Annotated in this window: 19 protein-coding genes and 2 pseudogenes; 13 read left to right on the top strand and 8 right to left on the bottom strand. The window is 56.8% G+C overall.

The window, feature by feature from the left end:
• Nucleotides 1-786 (bottom strand): transporter substrate-binding domain-containing protein, encoded by a 786-nt coding sequence (locus tag DTA24_RS14340; protein WP_004143665.1) that lies wholly within the window; start codon nt 784-786, stop codon nt 1-3.
• A gap of 214 nt (nt 787-1,000) precedes the next feature.
• Nucleotides 1,001-1,840, bottom strand: a complete 840-nt coding sequence (gene hpxU, locus DTA24_RS14335; protein ID WP_012968180.1) for a MurR/RpiR family transcriptional regulator HpxU — start codon at nt 1,838-1,840, stop codon at nt 1,001-1,003.
• A gap of 179 nt (nt 1,841-2,019) precedes the next feature.
• Here hpxU and hpxW point away from each other — a divergent pair, with 179 nt between their 5' ends.
• The 5 genes from hpxW (at nt 2,020) to DTA24_RS14310 (ending at nt 6,087) form a co-directional block, all read left to right on the top strand.
• Entirely contained in the window at nt 2,020-3,606 is a 1,587-nt protein-coding gene (gene hpxW / locus DTA24_RS14330) for an oxamate amidohydrolase (RefSeq protein ID WP_109956406.1), read from the top strand.
• A 10-nt stretch (nt 3,607-3,616) separates the two neighbouring features.
• The gene (gene hpxX, locus DTA24_RS14325; protein ID WP_023322648.1) at nt 3,617-3,802 is read left to right on the top strand and encodes an oxalurate catabolism protein HpxX; all 186 of its coding nucleotides are present in this window, start codon (nt 3,617-3,619) and stop codon (nt 3,800-3,802) included.
• Nucleotides 3,799-5,196, top strand: coding sequence for an AtzE family amidohydrolase (locus tag DTA24_RS14320; protein ID WP_080930340.1), 1,398 nt, complete (start codon nt 3,799-3,801; stop codon nt 5,194-5,196). Before hpxX ends, DTA24_RS14320 begins: the two co-directional genes overlap by 4 nt.
• The gene (hpxZ, locus tag DTA24_RS14315; protein WP_002905421.1) at nt 5,193-5,579 is read left to right on the top strand and encodes an oxalurate catabolism protein HpxZ; all 387 of its coding nucleotides are present in this window, start codon (nt 5,193-5,195) and stop codon (nt 5,577-5,579) included. Before DTA24_RS14320 ends, hpxZ begins: the two co-directional genes overlap by 4 nt.
• Before the next feature lie 85 nt (nt 5,580-5,664).
• Nucleotides 5,665-6,087, top strand: a complete 423-nt coding sequence (locus DTA24_RS14310; RefSeq protein ID WP_109956417.1) for a GNAT family N-acetyltransferase — start codon at nt 5,665-5,667, stop codon at nt 6,085-6,087.
• Nucleotides 6,088-6,124: 37 nt separating this feature from the next.
• Here the strand turns inward: DTA24_RS14310 and asd are convergent, their stop codons facing one another.
• On the bottom strand, nt 6,125-7,243 hold the full coding sequence (gene asd, locus DTA24_RS14305; RefSeq protein ID WP_064323519.1) for an aspartate-semialdehyde dehydrogenase: 1,119 nt from the start codon (nt 7,241-7,243) through the stop codon (nt 6,125-6,127).
• A gap of 205 nt (nt 7,244-7,448) precedes the next feature.
• Between asd and DTA24_RS28200 the strand changes: the two are divergent.
• The 5 genes and pseudogenes from DTA24_RS28200 to fabF form a co-directional block, all read left to right on the top strand.
• Nucleotides 7,449-7,568, top strand: a pseudogene (locus DTA24_RS28200) (hypothetical protein); the annotation flags it as partial.
• Nucleotides 7,565-8,122 (top strand): winged helix-turn-helix transcriptional regulator, encoded by a 558-nt coding sequence (locus DTA24_RS14300; protein WP_123836906.1) that lies wholly within the window; start codon nt 7,565-7,567, stop codon nt 8,120-8,122. The pseudogene DTA24_RS28200 and the gene DTA24_RS14300, both read left to right, overlap by 4 nt.
• The gene (locus tag DTA24_RS14295) at nt 8,106-9,149 is read left to right on the top strand and encodes an HlyD family secretion protein (protein ID WP_032733066.1); all 1,044 of its coding nucleotides are present in this window, start codon (nt 8,106-8,108) and stop codon (nt 9,147-9,149) included. The genes DTA24_RS14300 and DTA24_RS14295 overlap by 17 nt, the downstream gene beginning before the upstream one ends.
• Nucleotides 9,146-10,706, top strand: a pseudogene (locus DTA24_RS14290) (DHA2 family efflux MFS transporter permease subunit). Before DTA24_RS14295 ends, DTA24_RS14290 begins: the two are co-directional and overlap by 4 nt.
• A 19-nt stretch (nt 10,707-10,725) precedes the next feature.
• Nucleotides 10,726-12,000 (top strand): beta-ketoacyl-ACP synthase II, encoded by a 1,275-nt coding sequence (gene fabF, locus DTA24_RS14285; protein WP_123836905.1) that lies wholly within the window; start codon nt 10,726-10,728, stop codon nt 11,998-12,000.
• Nucleotides 12,001-12,064: 64 nt separating this feature from the next.
• Here the strand turns inward: fabF and DTA24_RS14280 are convergent, their stop codons facing one another.
• Together DTA24_RS14280 and DTA24_RS14275 are read right to left on the bottom strand one after the other, a co-directional pair.
• A complete protein-coding gene (locus DTA24_RS14280) occupies nt 12,065-12,373 on the bottom strand; it encodes a YciI family protein (protein WP_023340176.1) in 309 nt (102 codons plus the stop codon).
• Nucleotides 12,374-12,495: 122 nt separating this feature from the next.
• Entirely contained in the window at nt 12,496-13,224 is a 729-nt protein-coding gene (locus DTA24_RS14275; protein WP_016161078.1) for an alpha/beta fold hydrolase, read from the bottom strand.
• Between the two features lie 172 nt (nt 13,225-13,396).
• Between DTA24_RS14275 and DTA24_RS14270 the strand changes: the two genes are divergently transcribed.
• Both DTA24_RS14270 and DTA24_RS14265 read left to right on the top strand, forming a co-directional pair.
• Nucleotides 13,397-14,395: a GlxA family transcriptional regulator gene (locus DTA24_RS14270; protein WP_023340177.1), complete on the top strand. Its 999-nt coding sequence runs from the start codon at nt 13,397-13,399 to the stop codon at nt 14,393-14,395.
• A 117-nt stretch (nt 14,396-14,512) separates the two neighbouring features.
• Nucleotides 14,513-14,827, top strand: a complete 315-nt coding sequence (locus DTA24_RS14265) for a PTS sugar transporter subunit IIB (protein WP_008804820.1) — start codon at nt 14,513-14,515, stop codon at nt 14,825-14,827.
• Between the two features lie 48 nt (nt 14,828-14,875).
• On the opposite strand, the gene gstA is transcribed toward DTA24_RS14265, so the two are convergent.
• Entirely contained in the window at nt 14,876-15,490 is a 615-nt protein-coding gene (gstA, locus tag DTA24_RS14260; protein ID WP_043875246.1) for a glutathione transferase GstA, read from the bottom strand.
• A gap of 129 nt (nt 15,491-15,619) precedes the next feature.
• Between gstA and DTA24_RS14255 the strand changes: the two genes are divergently transcribed.
• Nucleotides 15,620-16,495, top strand: coding sequence for a LysR family transcriptional regulator (locus tag DTA24_RS14255; RefSeq protein WP_123836904.1), 876 nt, complete (start codon nt 15,620-15,622; stop codon nt 16,493-16,495).
• Between the two features lie 70 nt (nt 16,496-16,565).
• Here the strand turns inward: DTA24_RS14255 and DTA24_RS14250 are convergent, their stop codons facing one another.
• Both DTA24_RS14250 and DTA24_RS14245 read right to left on the bottom strand, forming a co-directional pair.
• On the bottom strand, nt 16,566-17,399 hold the full coding sequence (locus DTA24_RS14250; protein WP_012541670.1) for a PRD domain-containing protein: 834 nt from the start codon (nt 17,397-17,399) through the stop codon (nt 16,566-16,568).
• A 23-nt stretch (nt 17,400-17,422) separates the two neighbouring features.
• A complete protein-coding gene (locus DTA24_RS14245; RefSeq protein ID WP_012541669.1) occupies nt 17,423-18,883 on the bottom strand; it encodes a glycoside hydrolase family 1 protein in 1,461 nt (486 codons plus the stop codon).
• Nucleotide 18,884: the final 1 nt, after the last annotated feature.

The raw sequence follows: 18,884 nt of genomic DNA, 5'->3' as shown, positions 1-18,884 counted from the left end.
TTACGCGCCGAGGCTGGCAGGCAGTGGCGCTTTCAGCCACTTCTCAGACAGACCGTTGAGGGTGCCGTCCTTAATGCCCTGCTCGATGAGGGTATCCACTTTCGCCTTCAGCGCCGGTTCGTTCTTTTTCAGACCGATAAAGCACGGCGAGTCCTTCAGCATAAAGCTCGGCACCGGCGCTTTGTCGGCGTTCTGCCGGGAGATGGCCGCCACCACCAGATTGCCGGTCGCGACATACTGCACCTGACCGGACAGGTAAGCCGACAGCGTAGTGTTATTATCCTCGTAGCGCTTAATCTGCGCTGCCTGCGGCGCCACGCTGGTCAGTACCATATCTTCCACCGCCCCACGGGTCACCCCGATGCTTTTGCCGCTCAGCGCGGCCGCGTCCTTCAGTTCCGCCCCTTTCGGGCCAAACACGCCGAGGAAGAACGGCGCGTAGGCGCGGCTGAAGTCGATCACCTTCTCGCGCTCGGCGTTCTTGCCGAGGCTGGAGATCACCAGGTCCACCTTATCGGTCTGCAGATACGGCACGCGGTTGGCGCTGGTCACCGGGACCAGCTGCAGCTTGAGCTTCATCGATTTCGCCAGATAGCGCGCCATATCGATGTCATACCCCTGCGGCTGCAGGTCGGTGCCCACCGAGCCGAACGGCGGAAAATCCTGAGGCACGGCAATACGAATGACGCCGCGTTTTTCAATATCCTGGAGCTGGTCAGCCTGCGCGGCAGAAACAGACGAAAGGAGACAAGCGGCCCCGGCCAGTGCGATCAACAGTTTCTTCATGATGTTTACCCGTTACGTTAGCATGAAACAAAAGATTCTTTGAATCTGTTTTTGCAACTAATGTGCCAGATACAGACGAGGCGAGAGTTGGCGAGGAATTAAAACAAAAAGTGAGAAAGGACAAGCGTTAACGGGAAAGTGTTCAGCGAGCGGCGGCGCCATCACGTGGTTTTTCTTGCACCATAATAATGCAAAGCACCACGCTGGCGCCCCATTAGCGTTGTTCCAGCTCGTCCAGTTGCTGATAAAGCGTGGCGATATCGTGGATGCGCGGACGACCGCTGTCGAGCGTTTCATGGAGAAAGGCATTGGCCAGCAGATTAATCAGGCTGTTGACCGAGGCATAGCTGTCGTAGGCGGAGACGCTGTCCAGCGGCGCGCAGAGCTGCCAGCGGGAGAGCGGAAACAGGCTGTGGGCCTGCGGCTCGCACATTAACAGGACCGGCACCCCGTCGCGCTGCAGCTGCTGCAGCAGAGGGCGTACTATTCGCGGCCGGCGGCGAAACGCCATCATTACCACCAGATCATCGGCGGTCAGATCGACCAGCTCTTCGCTGAGACTCTGACCCGGCTGGGGCAGCACCAGCACCTGGCCGCGGGCCTGCAGCAGCTGCTGGCGCAAGTGCAGCGCCGCCGGATAGGCGTTACGCATCCCCACCACCACAATGCGGCGCGCGCCCACCATCGCCGTCAGCGCCTCGGCGAACTGGCGGGCGTCGAGGGCGTTGACCCACTGGGTGAGATTCGCCATCTCCTGCTTATAATGGCGCGCCAGCAGCGTGTTACCCTGCACCGCGTCGCGCTGGTCGGTGAGCGGCATCCCGCTCTGGCGCAGGGTGCGCAGTTCATCGCGCATATCCTTATATTTGTCGTAACCGAGGCGCTTGAACAGCCGGCTGACGGTGGCTTTCGACACGCCGCTCAGCTGCGCCAGCTCGGCGCTGTTGTAGCTTATCAGGTCATCAAAGTGGTCAAAGATGAAATCCGCCACCCGCTGCTCCTGCGGCGACAGCGAGGCGTATTGCCCTTTCAGTCGTTCATCGAGTTGTTGCATAGCGCCCCTGTAACTTTCGTTTCATCATCCATCCCTCATCATACTGTATCTGCTATGCCTTACACATAGCGTGCCAGTGGGAAAATTCTGGTCATTGTTTTTATCAATGAAACGAAACGTTCAGAGATGGAACAGCTTTTGCAGTGTTCTGCGGGTGATTCGTTCAGAAAGGATAATTTATGCACAGTAGCAACGTTTCGACCCACGGCATGGCGGTGGCCCCCCATCACCTCGCCAGTCAGAGCGCGCTGGCGATCCTGCGCGAGGGCGGCAGCGCCATTGAAGCGATGGTGGCTGCCGCGGCGGCCATCGCCGTCGTCTATCCCCATATGAATGGCCTCGGCGGCGATGGCTTCTGGCTGATCGTACCGCCTGAGGGAGACCCCATCGCCATTGACGCCAGCGGGGCGGCCGGATCGCTGGCGACCCTCGAGGCCTACGCCGGACAGCAGCATATTCCCCACCGGGGACCGCAGGCCGCGCTGACCGTCGCCGGCACCGTCAGCGGCTGGGACGAGGCGCTGCGTATTTCACGGGACTTAACCGGCCGCGCGCTGCCGGTGGCCCGCCTGCTGGCCGATGCGATCGGCTATGCCGAAGACGGTATTCCGGTCACCGCCTCGCAAGCCCACGCCACCGCCAGCAAACTGGAAGAGTTGCGCCATCAGCCGGGCTTCAGCGAAACCTGGCTGGTATCGGGCGAGGCCCCGCGGCCCGGCAGCCGCTTTCGCCAGCCCGCCCTCGCCGGTACCCTGCGCATGCTGGCCAGCGACGGTCTCGACAGTTTCTATCGCGGGCCGCTGGCCGAGCGTCTCGCGCAGGGTATGGCCGCGCTGGGGATGCCGATCACCCTCGGCGACCTGCAGGCCCACCGCGCCCGGCGTCCGGCGCCGCTGACGCTCCAGCACCAGCAGGGCACGCTGTGGAATCTTGCGCCGCCGACGCAGGGACTGGTGTCGCTGGCGATCCTTGGCATCACCGACCGCCTGAACATGGCCGATGCCGACGACGCGCAAACAGTGCACCGTATTGTCGAAGCCACCAAGCGGGCATTTGCCCTGCGCGATGCGCATATCACCGATCCACGCCATCTGGATGTGGATGTACAGCAGTTGCTCACCCCGGAAGCCCTGCAGCAGCTGGCCGACAGCATCGACGACGCCAGCGCTTCCCCCTGGGGCCGCGGCAAAGGCCCTGGCGATACCGTCTGGATGGGCGTCGTGGATAACAGCGGACTGGCAGTGTCATTTATTCAGAGTATCTATCACGAGTTCGGCAGCGGCGTGGTGCTCCCGGACACCGGGATCGTCTGGCAAAACCGCGGGGCGGCCTTCAGCCTCGATCCGCAGCATCTCCTGGCGCTGGCCCCTGGCAAACAGCCATTCCATACCCTCAACCCTGCCGCCGCCCGCCTGAACGATGGCCGGGTGATGGTCTATGGCTCGATGGGCGGCGACGGTCAGCCGCAAACTCAGGCGGCGCTGTTTACTCGCTATATCCTGCAGGGGGTGCCGTTGCAGGAGAGCATCTCCCGTCCGCGCTGGCTGCTGGGCCGCACCTGGGGCCAGTCCTCCGATTCACTGAAGCTGGAGGGACGCTTTGCCCCCGCCTGTATCGCGCACCTACGCGAGCTGGGGCACGAAGTGGAAGTGCTGGCTGATTTCAGCGAAGCGATGGGCCACGCCGGCGCCATTGTCCGCCATCCCAACGGCCTGCTTGAAGGGGCGACCGATCCACGCAGCAACGGCGCCGCCGCCGGATACTAAGGAGCAGACTATGACCACACAGCCTGACTGGAGCGAGTATCTGACGCAGATGACTCACCTGTTGGATATGGAGCTGGATGCGCCGCGTCGTGAAGAGCTGGAGCGCCAGTTTGCCCGCATCGCCGCCATGGCGCAGCCGCTGATGGACTATCCCCTCGGGTCGCGCGAGGAGATTGCGGGGGTGTATAAAGCATGACTCTTCATCACTTCACTATCGCCGAGATCCAGCGTGCGCTGCACGAGGGCGAACTGAGCGCCCGGGAGATCGCCCGCCAGACGCTGGACGATATCGCCCGCGTGAATCCGCAGATCAACGCCTGGACCGAGGTCACCGCGCAGCGCATGCTGGCGGAGGCCGACAGCATTGACGCCCTGCGCCGGGAAAAGCGCCCCTTGCCGCCGCTGGCAGGGATTCCTTACGCAGTGAAAAATCTGTTTGATGTCGCCGGGCATACCACCCTCGCCGGGGCGGAACTGCTGAGCGACCGGCCGCCGGCGACCAGCGACAGCTGGGCGGTGCGCCAGCTGCACAGCGCCGGCGCCCTGCTCAGCGGGATGCTCAATATGGACGCCTACGCCTACGGCTTCACCACCGAAAACAGCCACTTTGGCGCGACGCGCAACCCGCACGATCTGTCGCGGATCGCCGGCGGTTCTTCCGGCGGTTCGGCCGCGGCGGTGGCGGCCGGGCTGGTCCATTTCAGCCTCGGCAGCGACACCAACGGCTCGATCCGCGTCCCCGCGTCGCTGTGCGGGATCTTTGGCCTGAAACCCACTTTCGGTCGCCTTTCGCGCTCTGGCAGCCATCCGTTTGTCGCCAGTCTGGATCATATTGGTCCTTTTGCCCGCCGGGTGGCCGACCTCGCCGCGGTGTATGACGCCCTGCAGGGGCGCGACCCGGCCGATGACTTTCAGGCTGATAAAGCCAGCGAGCGCACCGGTAATCTGCTGGAGCGCGGACTGGAGGGGCTGCGCTGCGCGCGGCTGGGCGGCTATTTCACCACCTGGTGCGATGACGACGCCCGGGCGGCCGTGGATCGGATCGCCCACGCGCTGGGCGCCGACAGCGAGCTGCAGTTCGCGGATGCCGCGCTGGCCCGCTCGGCGGCCTTTATCATCAGCGCCAGCGAAGGCGGCAATCAGTACCTGACGGATCTTCGCCACTCGCCAGAGCGTTTTGAACCTCACTCCCGCGAGCGGCTGCTTGCCGGAGCGATGATCCCCTCCGCATGGTATCTGCAGGCTCAGCGTTTTCGCCGTCATGCTCGCCAGGCAATGAAATCCCTGTTCAGCCAGGCCGACGTGCTGATCGCCCCCGCCACCCCATGCAGCGCCACGCCAATAGGCGCGGAGGAGATGGTAATTAACGGCCAGCCGCTGCCGGTGCGCGCCAGCATGGGAATGCTAACGCAGCCGATCTCCTTCCTCGGTCTGCCGGTGGTGACCGTCCCCCTGCGCACCGCCAGCGGTAAGCCGATTGGCCTGCAGCTGATTGCCGCGCCGTTTAACGAACAAGCCTGTCTTCGCGCCGCGCGGGCGCTGGAAGCGATGGGCATTACCGATGCCCGAGTGGCGGAGAGTGCAGCATGATCAATCTGGATAATGTAGACCGCCCGGCGATCCTCGCCGAGGTGACGGCGGCGTTTTATCAGTATGAAGAGGCGCTGGTCAGCAATAACATCGAGGCGCTGGATGCGCTGTTCTGGCACGACCCGCGCACCGTACGGCTGGGAGCCGGCGAAAATCTGTATGGCATCGAGGCGATCCGCGCCTTTCGCGCCGCCCGCCCCGCCGCCGGTCTGGCCCGCGATCTGCGCCATACCACCATTACCACCTTTGGCGCGGATATGGCGGTGTGCAGCACCGAGTTCACCCGCGAAGGCAGCGCCCGCCTGGGCCGCCAGCAGCAGACCTGGGTACGCTTCCCCTACGGCTGGCGCATTGTCGCCGCCCAGGTCAGTCTGATGGACTGAGTGGCGTATACGGGAGCGGACCGGAGAATAAGGTATCCACCGGCCCGCTTCCGGTCCGGTAACACGCTATTTGGAGTCGAAGATCATGGTGTTCATCAGAGCGGCTGAATCAAAAGATATCCCCTCGCTGAAAACGCTATTTCTGCAGCTGGGCTATCAGACGGAGACGGCGATCATAGAACAACGCATCACTGCCCCGCAGAGTATGATGAGTGCGCTGGTGGCGGAAACAGAAAACGCCGTGTGTGGCGTAATCGTTATCAATTTTATTTTACCGGTACATGAGAACCGTTTATGGGCATTAATTCCCGCGCTGGTCATCGAGGAATCGTCACGTGGATCAGGGATAGGCCAGCAACTTCTCCATGCCGCAGAGCGCCTCGCCCGCGATAAACAATGCGCTCAGATCGAACTTTCAAGCAGTGAAAAAAGAATCAGAGCGCATCAATTTTATGAAAATAACGGCTACAAGGAGGTCCGCAAACGCTTCGTTAAACATTTGTCTTAACCGCCTGCGCGCGAGGGCTTTCCCCGGATGACCGTAACTATATTTTGCCCAGCAGGATATTTAACATGCGGCGCAGGGGTTCCGCCGCACCCCATAGTAGCTGATCGCCAACCGTTAACACCGAGTAGACGGGTTCATTATTTAACGACATTTTCTTGTAGCGGCCAATTCCTACCTGCAGCGAACCACTAATAGCAGCCGGGGTCAATTTACTGACACTCTCTTGCTTATTATTGCGGATATAGTTTACCCATGGATGGGAATGGGTGACTAACTCAGCGAATTCCGCTTCGCTGACCTCACGTTTAAGTTTAAGGGTAATGGCAGCGCTGTGGCAGCGGATCACGCCGACCCGAATGCATAAGCCATTGACCGGAATGGTGCCGGGCGCAAGGCCAAGAATTTTATTGGTTTCCGCCTCGCCCTTCCATTCTTCGCGGCTGTTTCCATCGCCTAAATCGCTGTCGATCCATGGAATGATGCTTCCCATCAGAGGAACGCCAAAATTCTCCACCGGCATACCCGCGCTGTTAATCAGCTCACTCACTTTATTTACCAATGGCAGTACTGAACCTGATGCCGTCAGTTCATCCGCAGATAAATGCTGACTGATATAAGCGCTTTGCGCGATTAATTCCCGCACCTGTTTGGCGCCCGCTCCGGAGGCAGACTGATAGGTCATCACGCTCATCCATTCGATCAGGTCAGCCTTGATCAGCCCGGCCAGCCCCATCAGGCTCAGCGTAATGGAGCAGTTGCCGCCAACAAACAGTTTCACTCCCGCTTTCACTGCGCGATCGATATTATCGCGGTTGACCGGGTCGAGAATAATGCAGGCTTTTTCATCCATCCGCAGCGCCGAAGCGGCGTCAATCCAGTAACCTTGCCAGCCATGGTTAATTAACGCTGGATAGATGGCTTTGGTATACTCCCCGCCCTGACAGGTGATGATGATATCCATTTCGGCGAGGGCGCTAAGGGAATTCGCATCTTTAAGGATGTCGCTTTTACCATTAATAACCGGGCCCACACCGCCCGCACTTGAGGTACTAAAAAAATGCGCTGAAATATCGTCGAAATCATTTTCTTCGATCATTCTTTGCAGTAATACAGAGCCTACCATTCCCCGCCAGCCAACAATACCCACCTGCTTCATTTATTTAACCTTTATAAGTTATGAGAATGTTAATTTGCATTTCGCCGTACTTTATATCGCATCCCTTAATAAAGGTCATTACCCACCACATCGATTTCTATCATTATTAAAATGTTTCATCCGCCATCAGCGATTTTTATCTCTTATTACGGCAAAGCAGGAATAAGGTGGCGGCGACTGTCCCTCTTTTCGGCATTCAAAGGAGAAACGACGTAGCGAAACGGGAGCGGCTTCTCCCCTGGGTACCGTGAAGAGTAACTTGCATTTTGATAGTGACTATGTCAATTTGCTGGCAAAAGCCACCTGGTTACTGGACAGCCCATGAAAAATGAACCGCTTTGCCACGCTCCCTGCCCCATCGCCCGCAGCCTTGGCCGCATCGGCGACAGCTGGAGCATCATGATCCTGCGTGACGCCTTCGCGGGCTTTACCCGCTTTGACGAGTTCCAGAAAAGCAGCAACGTCGCGCCCAATATTCTGTCGCGCCGCCTGAAGGCGCTGGTCGACGACGGGCTGCTGGAGAAGGTGTGCTACAGCAGCACCCCGCCGCGCTACGAATACCACCTTACGCAACGCGGCCGCGATTTTCGCATGGTGCTGCTGGCGCTGGCGGAATGGGGTAACCGCCACTTCGCCCCCGAAGGCCGTCAGATGCAGCTGGTGGAAACCGCCACCCAGCGACGGGTGGAGCCAGTCATGGTGGATAAAGCGACCGGGGAAGAGATTATTCCGGGTAAGTACGCCATGGAGCCGGGCCCCGCCGCCTCGCCGCTGATGAAATATCGTCATGAATATCTGCTGCGCAAACGCGAAGGCGATAGCGGGCAAAAATTCCAGCCTGAACCTTACAGAGATGCCAGCAATGAATCCGACCAGTAAGAAAAATATTCTTGTCCTGGCGGCCCTCGGCGCTGCCGCCCTGGCGGCAGCGAGTTACGGCGCTTACTGGTGGCATACCGGGCGCTTTATGCAGACCACCGATGACGCCTATGTCGGCGGCGACATTAGCGCCATCTCCAGCAAAGTCTCCGGCTATATCCAGCAGTTGGCGGTGCAGGACAATATGGCGGTGAAAAAAGGTGACCTGTTGATCCGCATTGACGACCGCGATTATCGCGCCGCCCTCGCGAAAGCCGCCGGAGAAGTGGCGGCGCAGCAGGCCGCGCTGGCCGATATCCAGGCTACCCGCCAGCTTCAGCAGGCGACCATTGCCGGCTCTGCGGCCTCGTTACTGGCCGCCACGGCGGCAACCGAAAAACTGGCTAACGACAACCGACGCTATAACGCCCTGGCCGCGTCGAGCGCGATTTCCGCACAGATCCGCGATAACGCCTCCGCCGATTATCGCCGGGCGCATGCCGAGCAGGAGAAAGCCAAAGCGGATAAAACCGTGGCCGAACGTCAGCTGGCGGTGCTGGATGCTCGCCAGCAGCAAACCCTGGCTGCCCTGGCGCAGGCCCAGGCTAACCTCGAGATGGCGAGGCTGAACCTCAGCTATACCGACATTCGCGCGCCGTTCGATGGGGTGATTGGCAACCGCCGCGCGTGGTCCGGTTCGTTCGTCAGCAGCGGCACGCAACTGCTCTCCCTGGTGCCCGCGCACGGCCTGTGGATTGACGCCAACTTCAAGGAAAACCAGCTGGCGCATATGCGTGCCGGCCAGCCGGTGACCATCGTCGCCGATGTGCTGCCGAACCATACCTTTAAGGGCCATGTCGCCAGCCTGGCGCCGGCGACCGGCTCACGCTTCAGCATTCTGCCGGCGGAGAACGCGACCGGGAATTTCACTAAAATCGTGCAGCGGGTGCCGGTCCGCATTGCGCTGGAAGGTGACGGGGCAAAGCTTGACGTCCTGCGCCCGGGACTGTCGGTGATCGTCACCGTGAACGAAAAGAGCCCTCGATGAGCACCGTTCAGGCGCTGTCTGCCCCGCAGGGTCTGTCGATGCCGACGGCGAAGAAGATCTTCGCCTTCGCCAGCATGTGCGTGGGGATGTTTATTGCCCTTATCGACATCCAGATCGTCTCCGCCTCGCTGCGGGATATCGGCGGCGGCCTGTCGACGGGCGACGATGAAACCGTCTGGGTACAAACCAGCTATCTGATCGCCGAGATCATTATTATTCCGCTTTCCGGCTGGCTGGCCCGGGTCATGTCGACCCGCTGGCTGTTTGCCGCTTCCGCGGCGGGCTTCACGCTGATGAGCCTGCTGTGCGGCTGGGCGTGGAACATCCAGAGTATGATCGCCTTCCGCGCCCTGCAGGGACTGGCGGGCGGGTCGATGATCCCCCTGGTGTTCACCACCGCTTTCGCCTTTTTCCAGGGCAAACAGCGGGTTATTGCCGCGGCGACGATCGGCGGCCTGGCCTCCCTCGCCCCTACGCTGGGTCCAACGGTGGGCGGCTGGATCACCGAAAACTACAACTGGCACTGGCTGTTCTTTATCAACGTGGTTCCGGGGATTTACATCGCGGTGGCAGTGCCGCTGCTGGTGAAAGTAGACAGCGCCGACCCCTCGCTGCTGCGCGGCGCCGACTATCTCAGTATTCTGCTGCTGGCCTTGTCCCTCGGCTGCCTGGAATATACCCTCGAAGAAGGTCCGCGCTGGGGCTGGTTTGATGACGCGACCCTGACGACCACCGCCTGGGTCGCCCTGCTCTGCGGCGTGGCCTTTGTTATCCGCACCCTGCGCCATCCGCAGCCGGTGATGGATCTCCGCGCCCTGCAGGATCGAACCTTCAGCCTCGGCTGCTATTTCTCGTTTATGGCCGGCGTCGGCATCTTCGCCACCATCTATTTAACCCCGCTGTATCTGGGGAGCGTGCGCGGTTTCAGTGCGCTGGAGATCGGCCTGGCGGTATTTTCCACCGGTCTGTTCCAGGTCATGTCTATTCCGTTTTATTCGTGGCTCGCCAACCGCGTCGATCTGCGCTGGCTGTTGATGGCCGGGCTGATCGGCTTTGCGGTGTCGATGTACAGCTTTGTTCCGATCACCCACGACTGGGGCGGACCAGCTGCTGCTCCCGCAGGCCTTTCGCGGACTGGCGCAGCAGTTTGCCGTCGCGCCAACGGTGACCCTGACGCTGGGCAGCCTGCCGCCCGCGCGCCTGAAGCTGGCCTCCGGGCTGTTTAATCTGATGCGCAACCTCGGGGGCGCCATCGGCATCGCCCTGTGCGGCACGGTGCTTAACGACAGAACCAATCTGCACTACAGCCGCCTGGCGGACCATCTGAATAACGCCAACCTGGCAATGAGCGATTTTGTTCAGCGCAGCGCGGCAAACTTCACCGTCCAGGGGATCTCGCCGGATGCCGCGCAGACGGCGGCGCTGAAAAATCTTTCTGCGCTGGCGCTGCGGGAGGCGCGAACCCAGGCATTTTCCGATGCTTTCTACCTCATCATGATGGGTTTTTTGCTTGCCGCGCTGCTGGTTCCCTTGATGAAAAAGCCGCCGGCACACTAATACTACAGGAGAGTTAACTCTGGGCGTTTCCGTTAAACGCATTGTCGTCACCGGGATGGGGATTGTCAGCCCGCTGGGTTGCGGCGTACAGCACGTCTGGCAATCGCTGCTGGCAGGAAAGTCAGGGATCACCCGGCTCAGCGAGCAGCTGGTCGCGGATATTCCCTGCAAAGTGGCCGGCCAGGTGCCGTCCATTGACAGCGATCCGCTGCACGGCTTCGACCCGCTGGCGACCATCCCGGCGAAAGAGCGCAAAAAGATGGATCGCTTTATTGAGTTTGCGCTGGTCGCCGCCCGCGAAGCGCTGGCCCAGGCCGGTTGGTCGCCAGCATCCGAGGCCGAACAGGAACGCACCGCCACGGTGATCGCCACCGGGATCGGCGGGTTCAGCGAGATCGCCAATGCGGTACATACCACCGATGAACGCGGGCCGCGTCGCCTCTCGCCGTTCACCATCCCCTCTTTTCTGGCCAACCTGGCCGCCGGGCATGTGTCTATCGCCCACGGTTTCCGGGGGCCCATCGGCGCGCCGGTCACCGCCTGTGCGGCTGGCGCCCAGGCCATTGGCGATGCGGCGCGGATGATCCGCAGCGGCGAGGCGGATATCGCCCTCTGCGGCGGCGCGGAAGCGGCGATTCATCGCGTTAGCCTTGCCGGGTTTGCCGCAGCAAGGGCGCTGTCCAGCGCCTCCAGCGACCAGCCGGAAGCCGCTTCCCGCCCCTTTGACCGTGACCGCGATGGTTTTGTGATGGGAGAAGGCGCGGGGCTTATCGTGATCGAATCTCTGGAGCACGCGCTGGCGCGCGGCGCCACGCCGCTGGCCGAGCTGGTGGGCTACGGCACCAGCGCAGATGCTTATCACCTGACCGCTGGCCCGGAAGACGGGAACGGCGCACGTCGGGCCATGGAGACCGCTATTCGCCAGGCCGGGGTGACCGTCGACGAGATTGACCATATCAACGCCCACGCCACCTCAACGCAGGTAGGTGATAAAGGTGAGCTGGCGGCGATTAAAACGCTGTTTGGCACCCATCCGGTCGCCATTACCTCGACGAAATCCGCCACCGGCCATCTGTTAGGCGCGGCCGGCGGGATCGAGGCCATCTTCACCATTCAGGCCCTGCGCGATCAGGTGGTGCCGCCGACGCTGAACCTGCATCACCCCGATGAAGAGGCGGCAGGTCTCAATCTGGTGGCGCTGCAGGCCCGCCCGCAGAAAATGCGTTATGCGCTGTCGAACGGTTTTGGCTTTGGCGGCGTTAACGCCAGCCTGCTGCTGAAACGCTGGGAATAATCGTCAACTCCCCCCGCCGGCACTGGCCGGCGGGGTTAATCAGAACACGGACGCGCCACATGGATTAAATAAATTTAGCCTTATCTGCCCATGCAACAGGCACACCCTGAGCGCATAACAGGGGTTCAAAACTGAGCAGCACCGCATCAGCAATGTTGTGCTCGATAAAAGGATCTTCCTGCAGAAAAGCGTGAATCAAGGGCTTATCGTTTCCGCGCATAAGAATGAACCCACCGGCATGATTATCAACAGGGCCGGCAAACAGAATTTTTCCTTCTTTAATTCCGCGCATAAGCCATTGCTTGTGTGCCTCAAGATGGGCTGAGATTTCCTCTTCCGAACGCAGGTATGTCAATGTTATCGCGTGCATCATGGCCTACACCTCATTAGCAAATCGTCGTTGATGTTCTAAGAAACTGATCTCAATGTCTGACTTATTTCTTTTAACTGCACATGTCTGAATAACGGGTTTCATAACTCCAGCAAACGCTGAATTTATTCTATGCTGAGCGCCGCCTGATTAATCAGTTCAGCGACCTGAGCGGGATGGGAAATCATGGACAGGTGATCGGAATGAATCCGCGAAATGTGGGCGCCTATCTCGTGGGCAAAACGCGCCTGGACCGACGTATTCAGCGCATGGTCATTTTCGGTGATCAGGTACCATGATGGCCTGCTATGCCAGGCGGCGGTCTCTATCTTTTCGCTGAAGGCGCCCGCGGCGATGGGCTGCTGCTGCGCCGCCAGAAGGCGTGCCTGTGATGCAGAAAGGTCATTCGCCATGATCTGATGAAAAGCATTCGCATCATCCAGCCAGATCAAGCCGTTTTTATCCGCCTCCATCCCCTCCATCGGCGCATTAAGCCGTGTCAGAGCCTCGGCGACAGATTCTCCTGAGTCCGGCGCCAGGGCAGAAAGGTAGACCAGTCCTTTCACGTTTGGTGCATTACCTGCCTGGGTAATAACCGCGCCAGCCCATGAATGCCCCACCAGAAGAACGCCGCCCTTCTGACGCTCGAGGACGCGTTCCGTCGCCGTCACGTCATCCTGCAATGAGGTCAAGGGATTCTGCACGGCGGTGACGTGATAACCGTCAGCCTGAAGCAACGGGATAACGGCAGACCAGCTGGAGCCATCCGCAAACGCCCCGTGGACCAGAACAATGTTTTTAATATCCGTCGCCTCTGCCCGGAGAGGCGATGCGAATGAAATCATCAAAGACATAACGAATGCTCCCAGGCGAATGTTTTTCTTAAGAAAAGGGTTCATCGACTCTCACTCTACCGTTGACGTTAAAAGAACGTCGCTCACTTTAACGCGGCAGGATGAAACCTATAAAGTGTCTTAAATGACAGTTATGATGCTAAATCAGACATAATTTTTACCAGGACTCACCATGCGAATTGCGTTACTGGCTATACCGGGCAGCATGAGATCGGCACTTGCCGGCATAGCCGACATGTTCTGGCTCGCCAATCAGATCATCGTCCAAAATCCGCAAGTCAACGCGGATATTGCACGGACGTCACCGTTTTTTGAGGTCATGGTGGTCACCTCCGATGGTCTGCCAGTCATGGACGTTCAGGGGAGAAAAATCGTTAGCGATGGTTCGTTCAATGATGCCCAACCTGTTGATCTGGTTATTGCCAGCGGTATGCAGCTTGACGAGCAGAAGCTTCCCCTCGCGCAAGAGGCCGTTACCGCTGCCGCAGAATGGGTGAAAGAAAAATATCTTCAGGGCAGTTGCATTGCAGGGGCCTGCGCCGGCGGATTTATCCTGGGTGAAGCCGGGTTACTCAACGGACGCGCCTGTTCCACGACCTGGTGGCTGTATCATACCTTGCGATCGCGATACCCACTGGCGAAGCCCGTCTGGGGGAAAGTCATGGCTGAACAGGACAACATCATTACCACAGGAGGCCCGTTTTCGTGGATTGACCTGGTTATCTATATTGTTCGCAAATATGCGGGCAATGAGATTGCCAAACTGACGGCTGATATGGCCGTTGCGGATAGCCAGCCATTATCACAGCAGCTTTATGCGCCTGCGGGATTTCTCAATTCAAGGCATCCTCTTCTGATGAAGGCTGAACAGCTGGTGCGTTATCAAAACCCGGGCATAACGGTGGATCAGCTGGCTGAGGCCTTGAACCTGACACCCCGCACCCTCAATCGTAAAATGACCGCGCTGATCCAGCAGAGTCCGAAAAACTTTATCACGCGGGTTCGTATTGAAACGGCGGCGCTTATGCTGGAAATCCCTGGCAAAACGATTTCTCAGGTCGCCAACGCCTGCGGATATAGTGATGAGACCGCATTCAGGCGGGCTTTCAGTCGTATCATGGGCATGTCCCCAGGGAATTACAAAGAGCGGATCAAAAATCAGGCCCCATAGTCTTTCACATGCCTGGAAAGCATCATCATGATGAATTCTTCACGCAATTATGAGGTGGCGCTCATTTTATACGCATGGCGAGTCATATCCTGAAATTCATTCTCAGGAGGTAAAACCATGAAAAAGCTTCTGATATGTTGTTTGTTTGGCAACACTGCCAATTCTCTCGCCAAAAAGATACAGTTACTGGCGGAAAAAAAGGGCCATCCTCTCATTGTCAGCGCAGTGGGCCTGGAAAATTTTGCCAGCGTGGCGCCCGCTTTCGACGGATTTCTCATTGCGCCGCATATTCAGTATAAGGTCGCGGAGATAAGAGGGATTGTTGGCGACGCTCGTTCTATTGCGGTGATTGAAAGTCTGCCCTATGCCTCACTCGACGCGGAAAAAGTTTTCGCGTTTGTGATGGCGCAGATGCCTGAACTGGCAATCTGACGCCAAAGGCCGCCTCTCTTGTGCGGCCTTCTCTACTCATGTCGCCTTCTACCTGCCCTGTTGAGACGCTTCAGCCCGTAATGCCGCCTGTACAGCAGGACGGGCATTTATTATTTCCATATACGACGATAGCGCTGGCCAGCGATCCAGTGGGATCGCGAAGAATTTGCACCATCCCAGCACCGTGAAGAGGTAGGCATCCGCCACGCTAAAGGACGGGCCAGTCAGATAGGTTTTTTCGCTGAGCGTCGTCTGCAGAAAATCGAAGCGTCGGAATAGCTTGTCCCGGAACATCGTTCTGACATCTTCCGCCAGCGCGGAGTTAAACAGCGGCGCCGAACCCGCGTGTATTTCACTGGTGATAAAGTTAAGCCATTCCTGCAGGCGCACCCTTTCCCAACTGCCCGCGCGTGGCGCCAGGCCGTATTCGGGTTTACGATCGGCGAGGTACTGCACCATCGCCGGCCCTTCGGTGAGGATCTGCCCATCATCCAGCTCAAGCGCAGCAACATACCCTTTCGGGTTAATGGTGAGGAAGTCGCGACCATCAGCGGTGATCTTGCTTCTGTTGTTGACTCTCACCAGTTCAAATTCAAGGTTCAGCTCGCGCAGCACGATGTGCGGTGATAGTGAACAGGTATCTGGCGCGTAATAAAGTTTCATCTCGTCTCCGTTAATGTGTAAAGCCGTCGGACAACGTCCTGCACGATCCTCAGCACACTGTATTTAACGCCGATCGCACTGTAAAATTAATGATATAGAAAAGAACTATTAGCTGAGCTACTGATAATCATGATGAATCTTTTACACTGGCGCCTGCTGGTAGCCGTGGCGGATGCCGGCAATATCTCACGTGCTGCCGAGGAGATAGGCATGACCCAGTCCGGCGCCAGCCAGGCCATTGCCCAGCTGGAGGCTTCTCTGGGCTTTCCGGTATTTACCCGTGAGCGACGATACATCGGGATTACCGCCCTGGGTGAGCAGGTGGTGGAACATGCCAGAAACATGCTTTCGCAGCTGAACGCCATCCGCGAACTGGCTGATCGGGGCCGGAACGTCACCCGCGGGCGCATTCGGCTGGCCAGTTTTCCCTCCGTGACGTCTACCTTGTTGCCCGGCCTGCTGCGCGACGTTAAGCGCCTGCATCCGGGTATTGACGTTGTTGTGCTGGAAGGCTCTGACGAAGAAGTCGAAGCGTGGCTTGCCGCAGACACCGTTGAACTTGGGGTGGTCATGAATCCCGTTCCCGGACGTGCAGAGGTGGTACTAGGACAGGATGCATGGGTCGCGGTCCTGCCCGCCAGCCATCGGTTGGCACAGCATGCGAAAGCTGATGGCATAACGCTAAAGGCGCTGGCGGACCAGTCCTTTGTTCTGGCGACGGGCGGCTGTGTCGTGAATGGCAAAAGCCTGATGGAAAAGGCCGGGTTGCAACTCTCTGATATCCGCGTGACGGTTCGCGACTGGATAAGCGCCTGTAAACTGGTCGGTGAAGAGATGGGCGTCGCGCTGGTACCGGAATCCGCCCTGCCGGAGACCTTGCGCAACCTGTGCGTGGTGCCAGTGACGCCGGCTATTCATCGTGAATTTGGGCTGGTTTGTTCGCCATCCGGAACGTCTTCTGATGCCACACAGGCGCTGCTTAATGCGCTACGTAAACGAAGATGAGCGCTAGAGTGAATCATCTTATCGCCATGGCATCAATCTCTGACCTATCTCCTGTTCCCAAACTAAAATATCACTTTGAATATTTACTGAGTTTACTGATATGTATACCTAACCAGGTAAGTTCATCATTAGGAATAGCAATGGCGTAATTGCTTTTTATAAAGTCACGAATCACCTCAGCAACCACCATCGCTTTTGGATGGAAACGAATTAACTCATTATAGAAGTCGTCAGTTTCTTCTGTTGCAAGGCTATTATTTAATACCCTTTCAGCGAAATATCTTAAATGCGTAATAAATCTGGCATAGTGAATTGAATTCACATCAATATTTTGATTGAGTTTATAACGAACAATTTCAGCAATTCTGTTAACTAACTCTACTTGCTTATGTGCGTTAGTCTCATCAAATTGAAAAGTTGCATTGATAATATGAAAAGCAATGTGTACAGCCTCGTCATCAGGAAGACTCACCGCAAACTTAGCTGATACCAAATCTCTTGCCAGCTCGCCAATGCTATACTCTTTCTGATAGTAACGCTTTATTTCCCAGGTCAGTTTATTCGCAATGTTCGTATTTGTCTTACAGCGTTCAACAGCAAAATGCAAGTGTTCCGCGAGGGTGAATAGTAAAACTGAATTAAGCTTTTCGCTGTAATGAGCTTGAGCCATCTTAACAATTTCATGAGTGATCTCAAAGAAATCCGCGGGAATTGTGTCCGTTAGTGACAGATAATGTCGCGACTTGAGGGTATCCAAAGGCATAAAGACCTGTTCGACACTTTGCAAGTCGATAATTGTCCCTGGCTTGGTGTTAAAACCGATACCTTTGCCAAAGAGTATCATCTCTTTTCCGTCATTCTCAGCAAGCAGCATGCTGTTATTTAAGGACTTTTTAACTTTCATCTCAGTTCCCGCGGTAGCAATGATTAACTTAAATCAGTCCCGTTCGTCGCTATAACCTTGCGATACCAATAGAAGGAGTCTTTGCGTAACCGATTCAAAGAACCGTTCCCCTCGTCATCTTGATCTACATAAATAAAACCATAGCGTTTGGTCATTTGCGACGTGCCAGCACTAATAATATCAATTGTTCCCCAACTCGTATACCCTATTAAATCGACACCTTCTTTGACAGCTTCAATCATCTGCTCAAAATGCGCACGGAAATAATTAATACGGTAATCGTCATGAATCTTCCCATCAACCACTGTATCTTTTGCCCCAAACCCGTTTTCAACAATAAATAAAGGGATTTGATATCGATCGTAAAGCTCCAGTAGCGAAATTTTAAGCCCTACAGGATCTATTTGCCATCCCCATTCAGAAGCCGGTAGATGAGGGTTTTTTACACCCATGATAGTATTTCCTGCCGTGCGCTCTGCATCGGACTGAACAGATTCCGTGATGGACATATAATAACTGAATGAAAGGAAATCTACAGTATAGCGACGTAACGTTTCCAAATCATCCGGCTGCATTTTTATCTTGATATTCCGCAGCTCCAGGTCCCGCTTAATTAATGGTGGATATTCGCCTTTAATCTGAACATCTGAATAAAAATAGTTTTCGAGATTTTTTTTCAGAGTGGCTTCCACGTCAGCAGGATGACAGGTCAGTGGGTACGTTGTTAACTTAGTAAGCATACATCCGACCTGGCTGCCAGGTATCTTTTCATGGCAGTCTCTTGTCGCTAAGGCCGAAGCAACAAACTGATGATGCAACGCCTGATAAATATCCTGCGTGCTTTCTCCCGGTAGACTTTTCTCTTCGCGGACACCCGCTGTCGTAAAAGGATGCCGATGAATGCTATCAATTTCGTTGAATGTCAACCAGTAACGTACCAAATTCTTGTAACGGTCAAAGCACACATTTGAATAGCGTACAAACGCATCAACAACATTTCGGTGGACCCAGCCATTATATTTCTCACTCAATGCTAATGGCATTTCATAATGTGAGAGCGTAACCAATGGTTCAATGCCAAGTCTGCGCATTTCAGTGAACATATTTTCATAGAACTGTAATCCTTTTTCATTCGGTTGCTCATCTTCACCTGTAGGGAAGATTCGTGACCATGCGATTGATACGCGCAGGACTTTTATACCCATTTCGGCAAAAAGCGCTAAGTCTTCTTTGTAACGATGATAAAAATCTATGCCTCTGCGTTTAGGGTAATTTTGATCATTCTTCCCCTCAAGCGCATCACTCACGTTTTGATCAGATACGGCCATATGGCCGGCATAATCGCTCGTGCTCAGATGCGCCTTATAGGCAACTGCATCTGCAACAGAAGGCCCTTTGCCGTCAACGTTCCATGCACCCTCTGCCTGATTGGCTGCAATGGCTGCACCCCATAAAAAATTCTTGGGAAGAATAGATTTCGACATA

The sequence above is a fragment of the Klebsiella sp. P1CD1 genome (assembly GCF_003790505.1).
Taxonomy (GTDB): domain Bacteria; phylum Pseudomonadota; class Gammaproteobacteria; order Enterobacterales; family Enterobacteriaceae; genus Klebsiella; species Klebsiella variicola.
Note: the sequence above shows the minus strand (reverse complement) of the source record. Positions and strands in the feature narration are given on the sequence as shown.

Coding starts and splice junctions, on each gene's coding strand:
- DTA24_RS14255 (WP_123836904.1), top strand. CDS start 15,620: ATGATGAATCTTTTACACTGGCGCCTGCTGGTAGCCGTGGCGGATGCC.
- DTA24_RS14280 (WP_023340176.1), bottom strand. CDS start 12,373: ATGATGCACGCGATAACATTGACATACCTGCGTTCGGAAGAGGAAATC.
- DTA24_RS14275 (WP_016161078.1), bottom strand. CDS start 13,224: ATGTCTTTGATGATTTCATTCGCATCGCCTCTCCGGGCAGAGGCGACG.
- hpxW (WP_109956406.1), top strand. CDS start 2,020: ATGCACAGTAGCAACGTTTCGACCCACGGCATGGCGGTGGCCCCCCAT.
- asd (WP_064323519.1), bottom strand. CDS start 7,243: ATGAAGCAGGTGGGTATTGTTGGCTGGCGGGGAATGGTAGGCTCTGTA.
- DTA24_RS14340 (WP_004143665.1), bottom strand. CDS start 786: ATGAAGAAACTGTTGATCGCACTGGCCGGGGCCGCTTGTCTCCTTTCG.
- DTA24_RS14320 (WP_080930340.1), top strand. CDS start 3,799: ATGACTCTTCATCACTTCACTATCGCCGAGATCCAGCGTGCGCTGCAC.
- hpxU (WP_012968180.1), bottom strand. CDS start 1,840: ATGCAACAACTCGATGAACGACTGAAAGGGCAATACGCCTCGCTGTCG.
- DTA24_RS14295 (WP_032733066.1), top strand. CDS start 8,106: ATGAATCCGACCAGTAAGAAAAATATTCTTGTCCTGGCGGCCCTCGGC.
- DTA24_RS14270 (WP_023340177.1), top strand. CDS start 13,397: ATGCGAATTGCGTTACTGGCTATACCGGGCAGCATGAGATCGGCACTT.
- gstA (WP_043875246.1), bottom strand. CDS start 15,490: ATGAAACTTTATTACGCGCCAGATACCTGTTCACTATCACCGCACATC.
- hpxX (WP_023322648.1), top strand. CDS start 3,617: ATGACCACACAGCCTGACTGGAGCGAGTATCTGACGCAGATGACTCAC.
- DTA24_RS14310 (WP_109956417.1), top strand. CDS start 5,665: ATGGTGTTCATCAGAGCGGCTGAATCAAAAGATATCCCCTCGCTGAAA.
- DTA24_RS14265 (WP_008804820.1), top strand. CDS start 14,513: ATGAAAAAGCTTCTGATATGTTGTTTGTTTGGCAACACTGCCAATTCT.
- DTA24_RS14300 (WP_123836906.1), top strand. CDS start 7,565: ATGAAAAATGAACCGCTTTGCCACGCTCCCTGCCCCATCGCCCGCAGC.
- DTA24_RS14250 (WP_012541670.1), bottom strand. CDS start 17,399: ATGAAAGTTAAAAAGTCCTTAAATAACAGCATGCTGCTTGCTGAGAAT.
- DTA24_RS14245 (WP_012541669.1), bottom strand. CDS start 18,883: ATGTCGAAATCTATTCTTCCCAAGAATTTTTTATGGGGTGCAGCCATT.
- hpxZ (WP_002905421.1), top strand. CDS start 5,193: ATGATCAATCTGGATAATGTAGACCGCCCGGCGATCCTCGCCGAGGTG.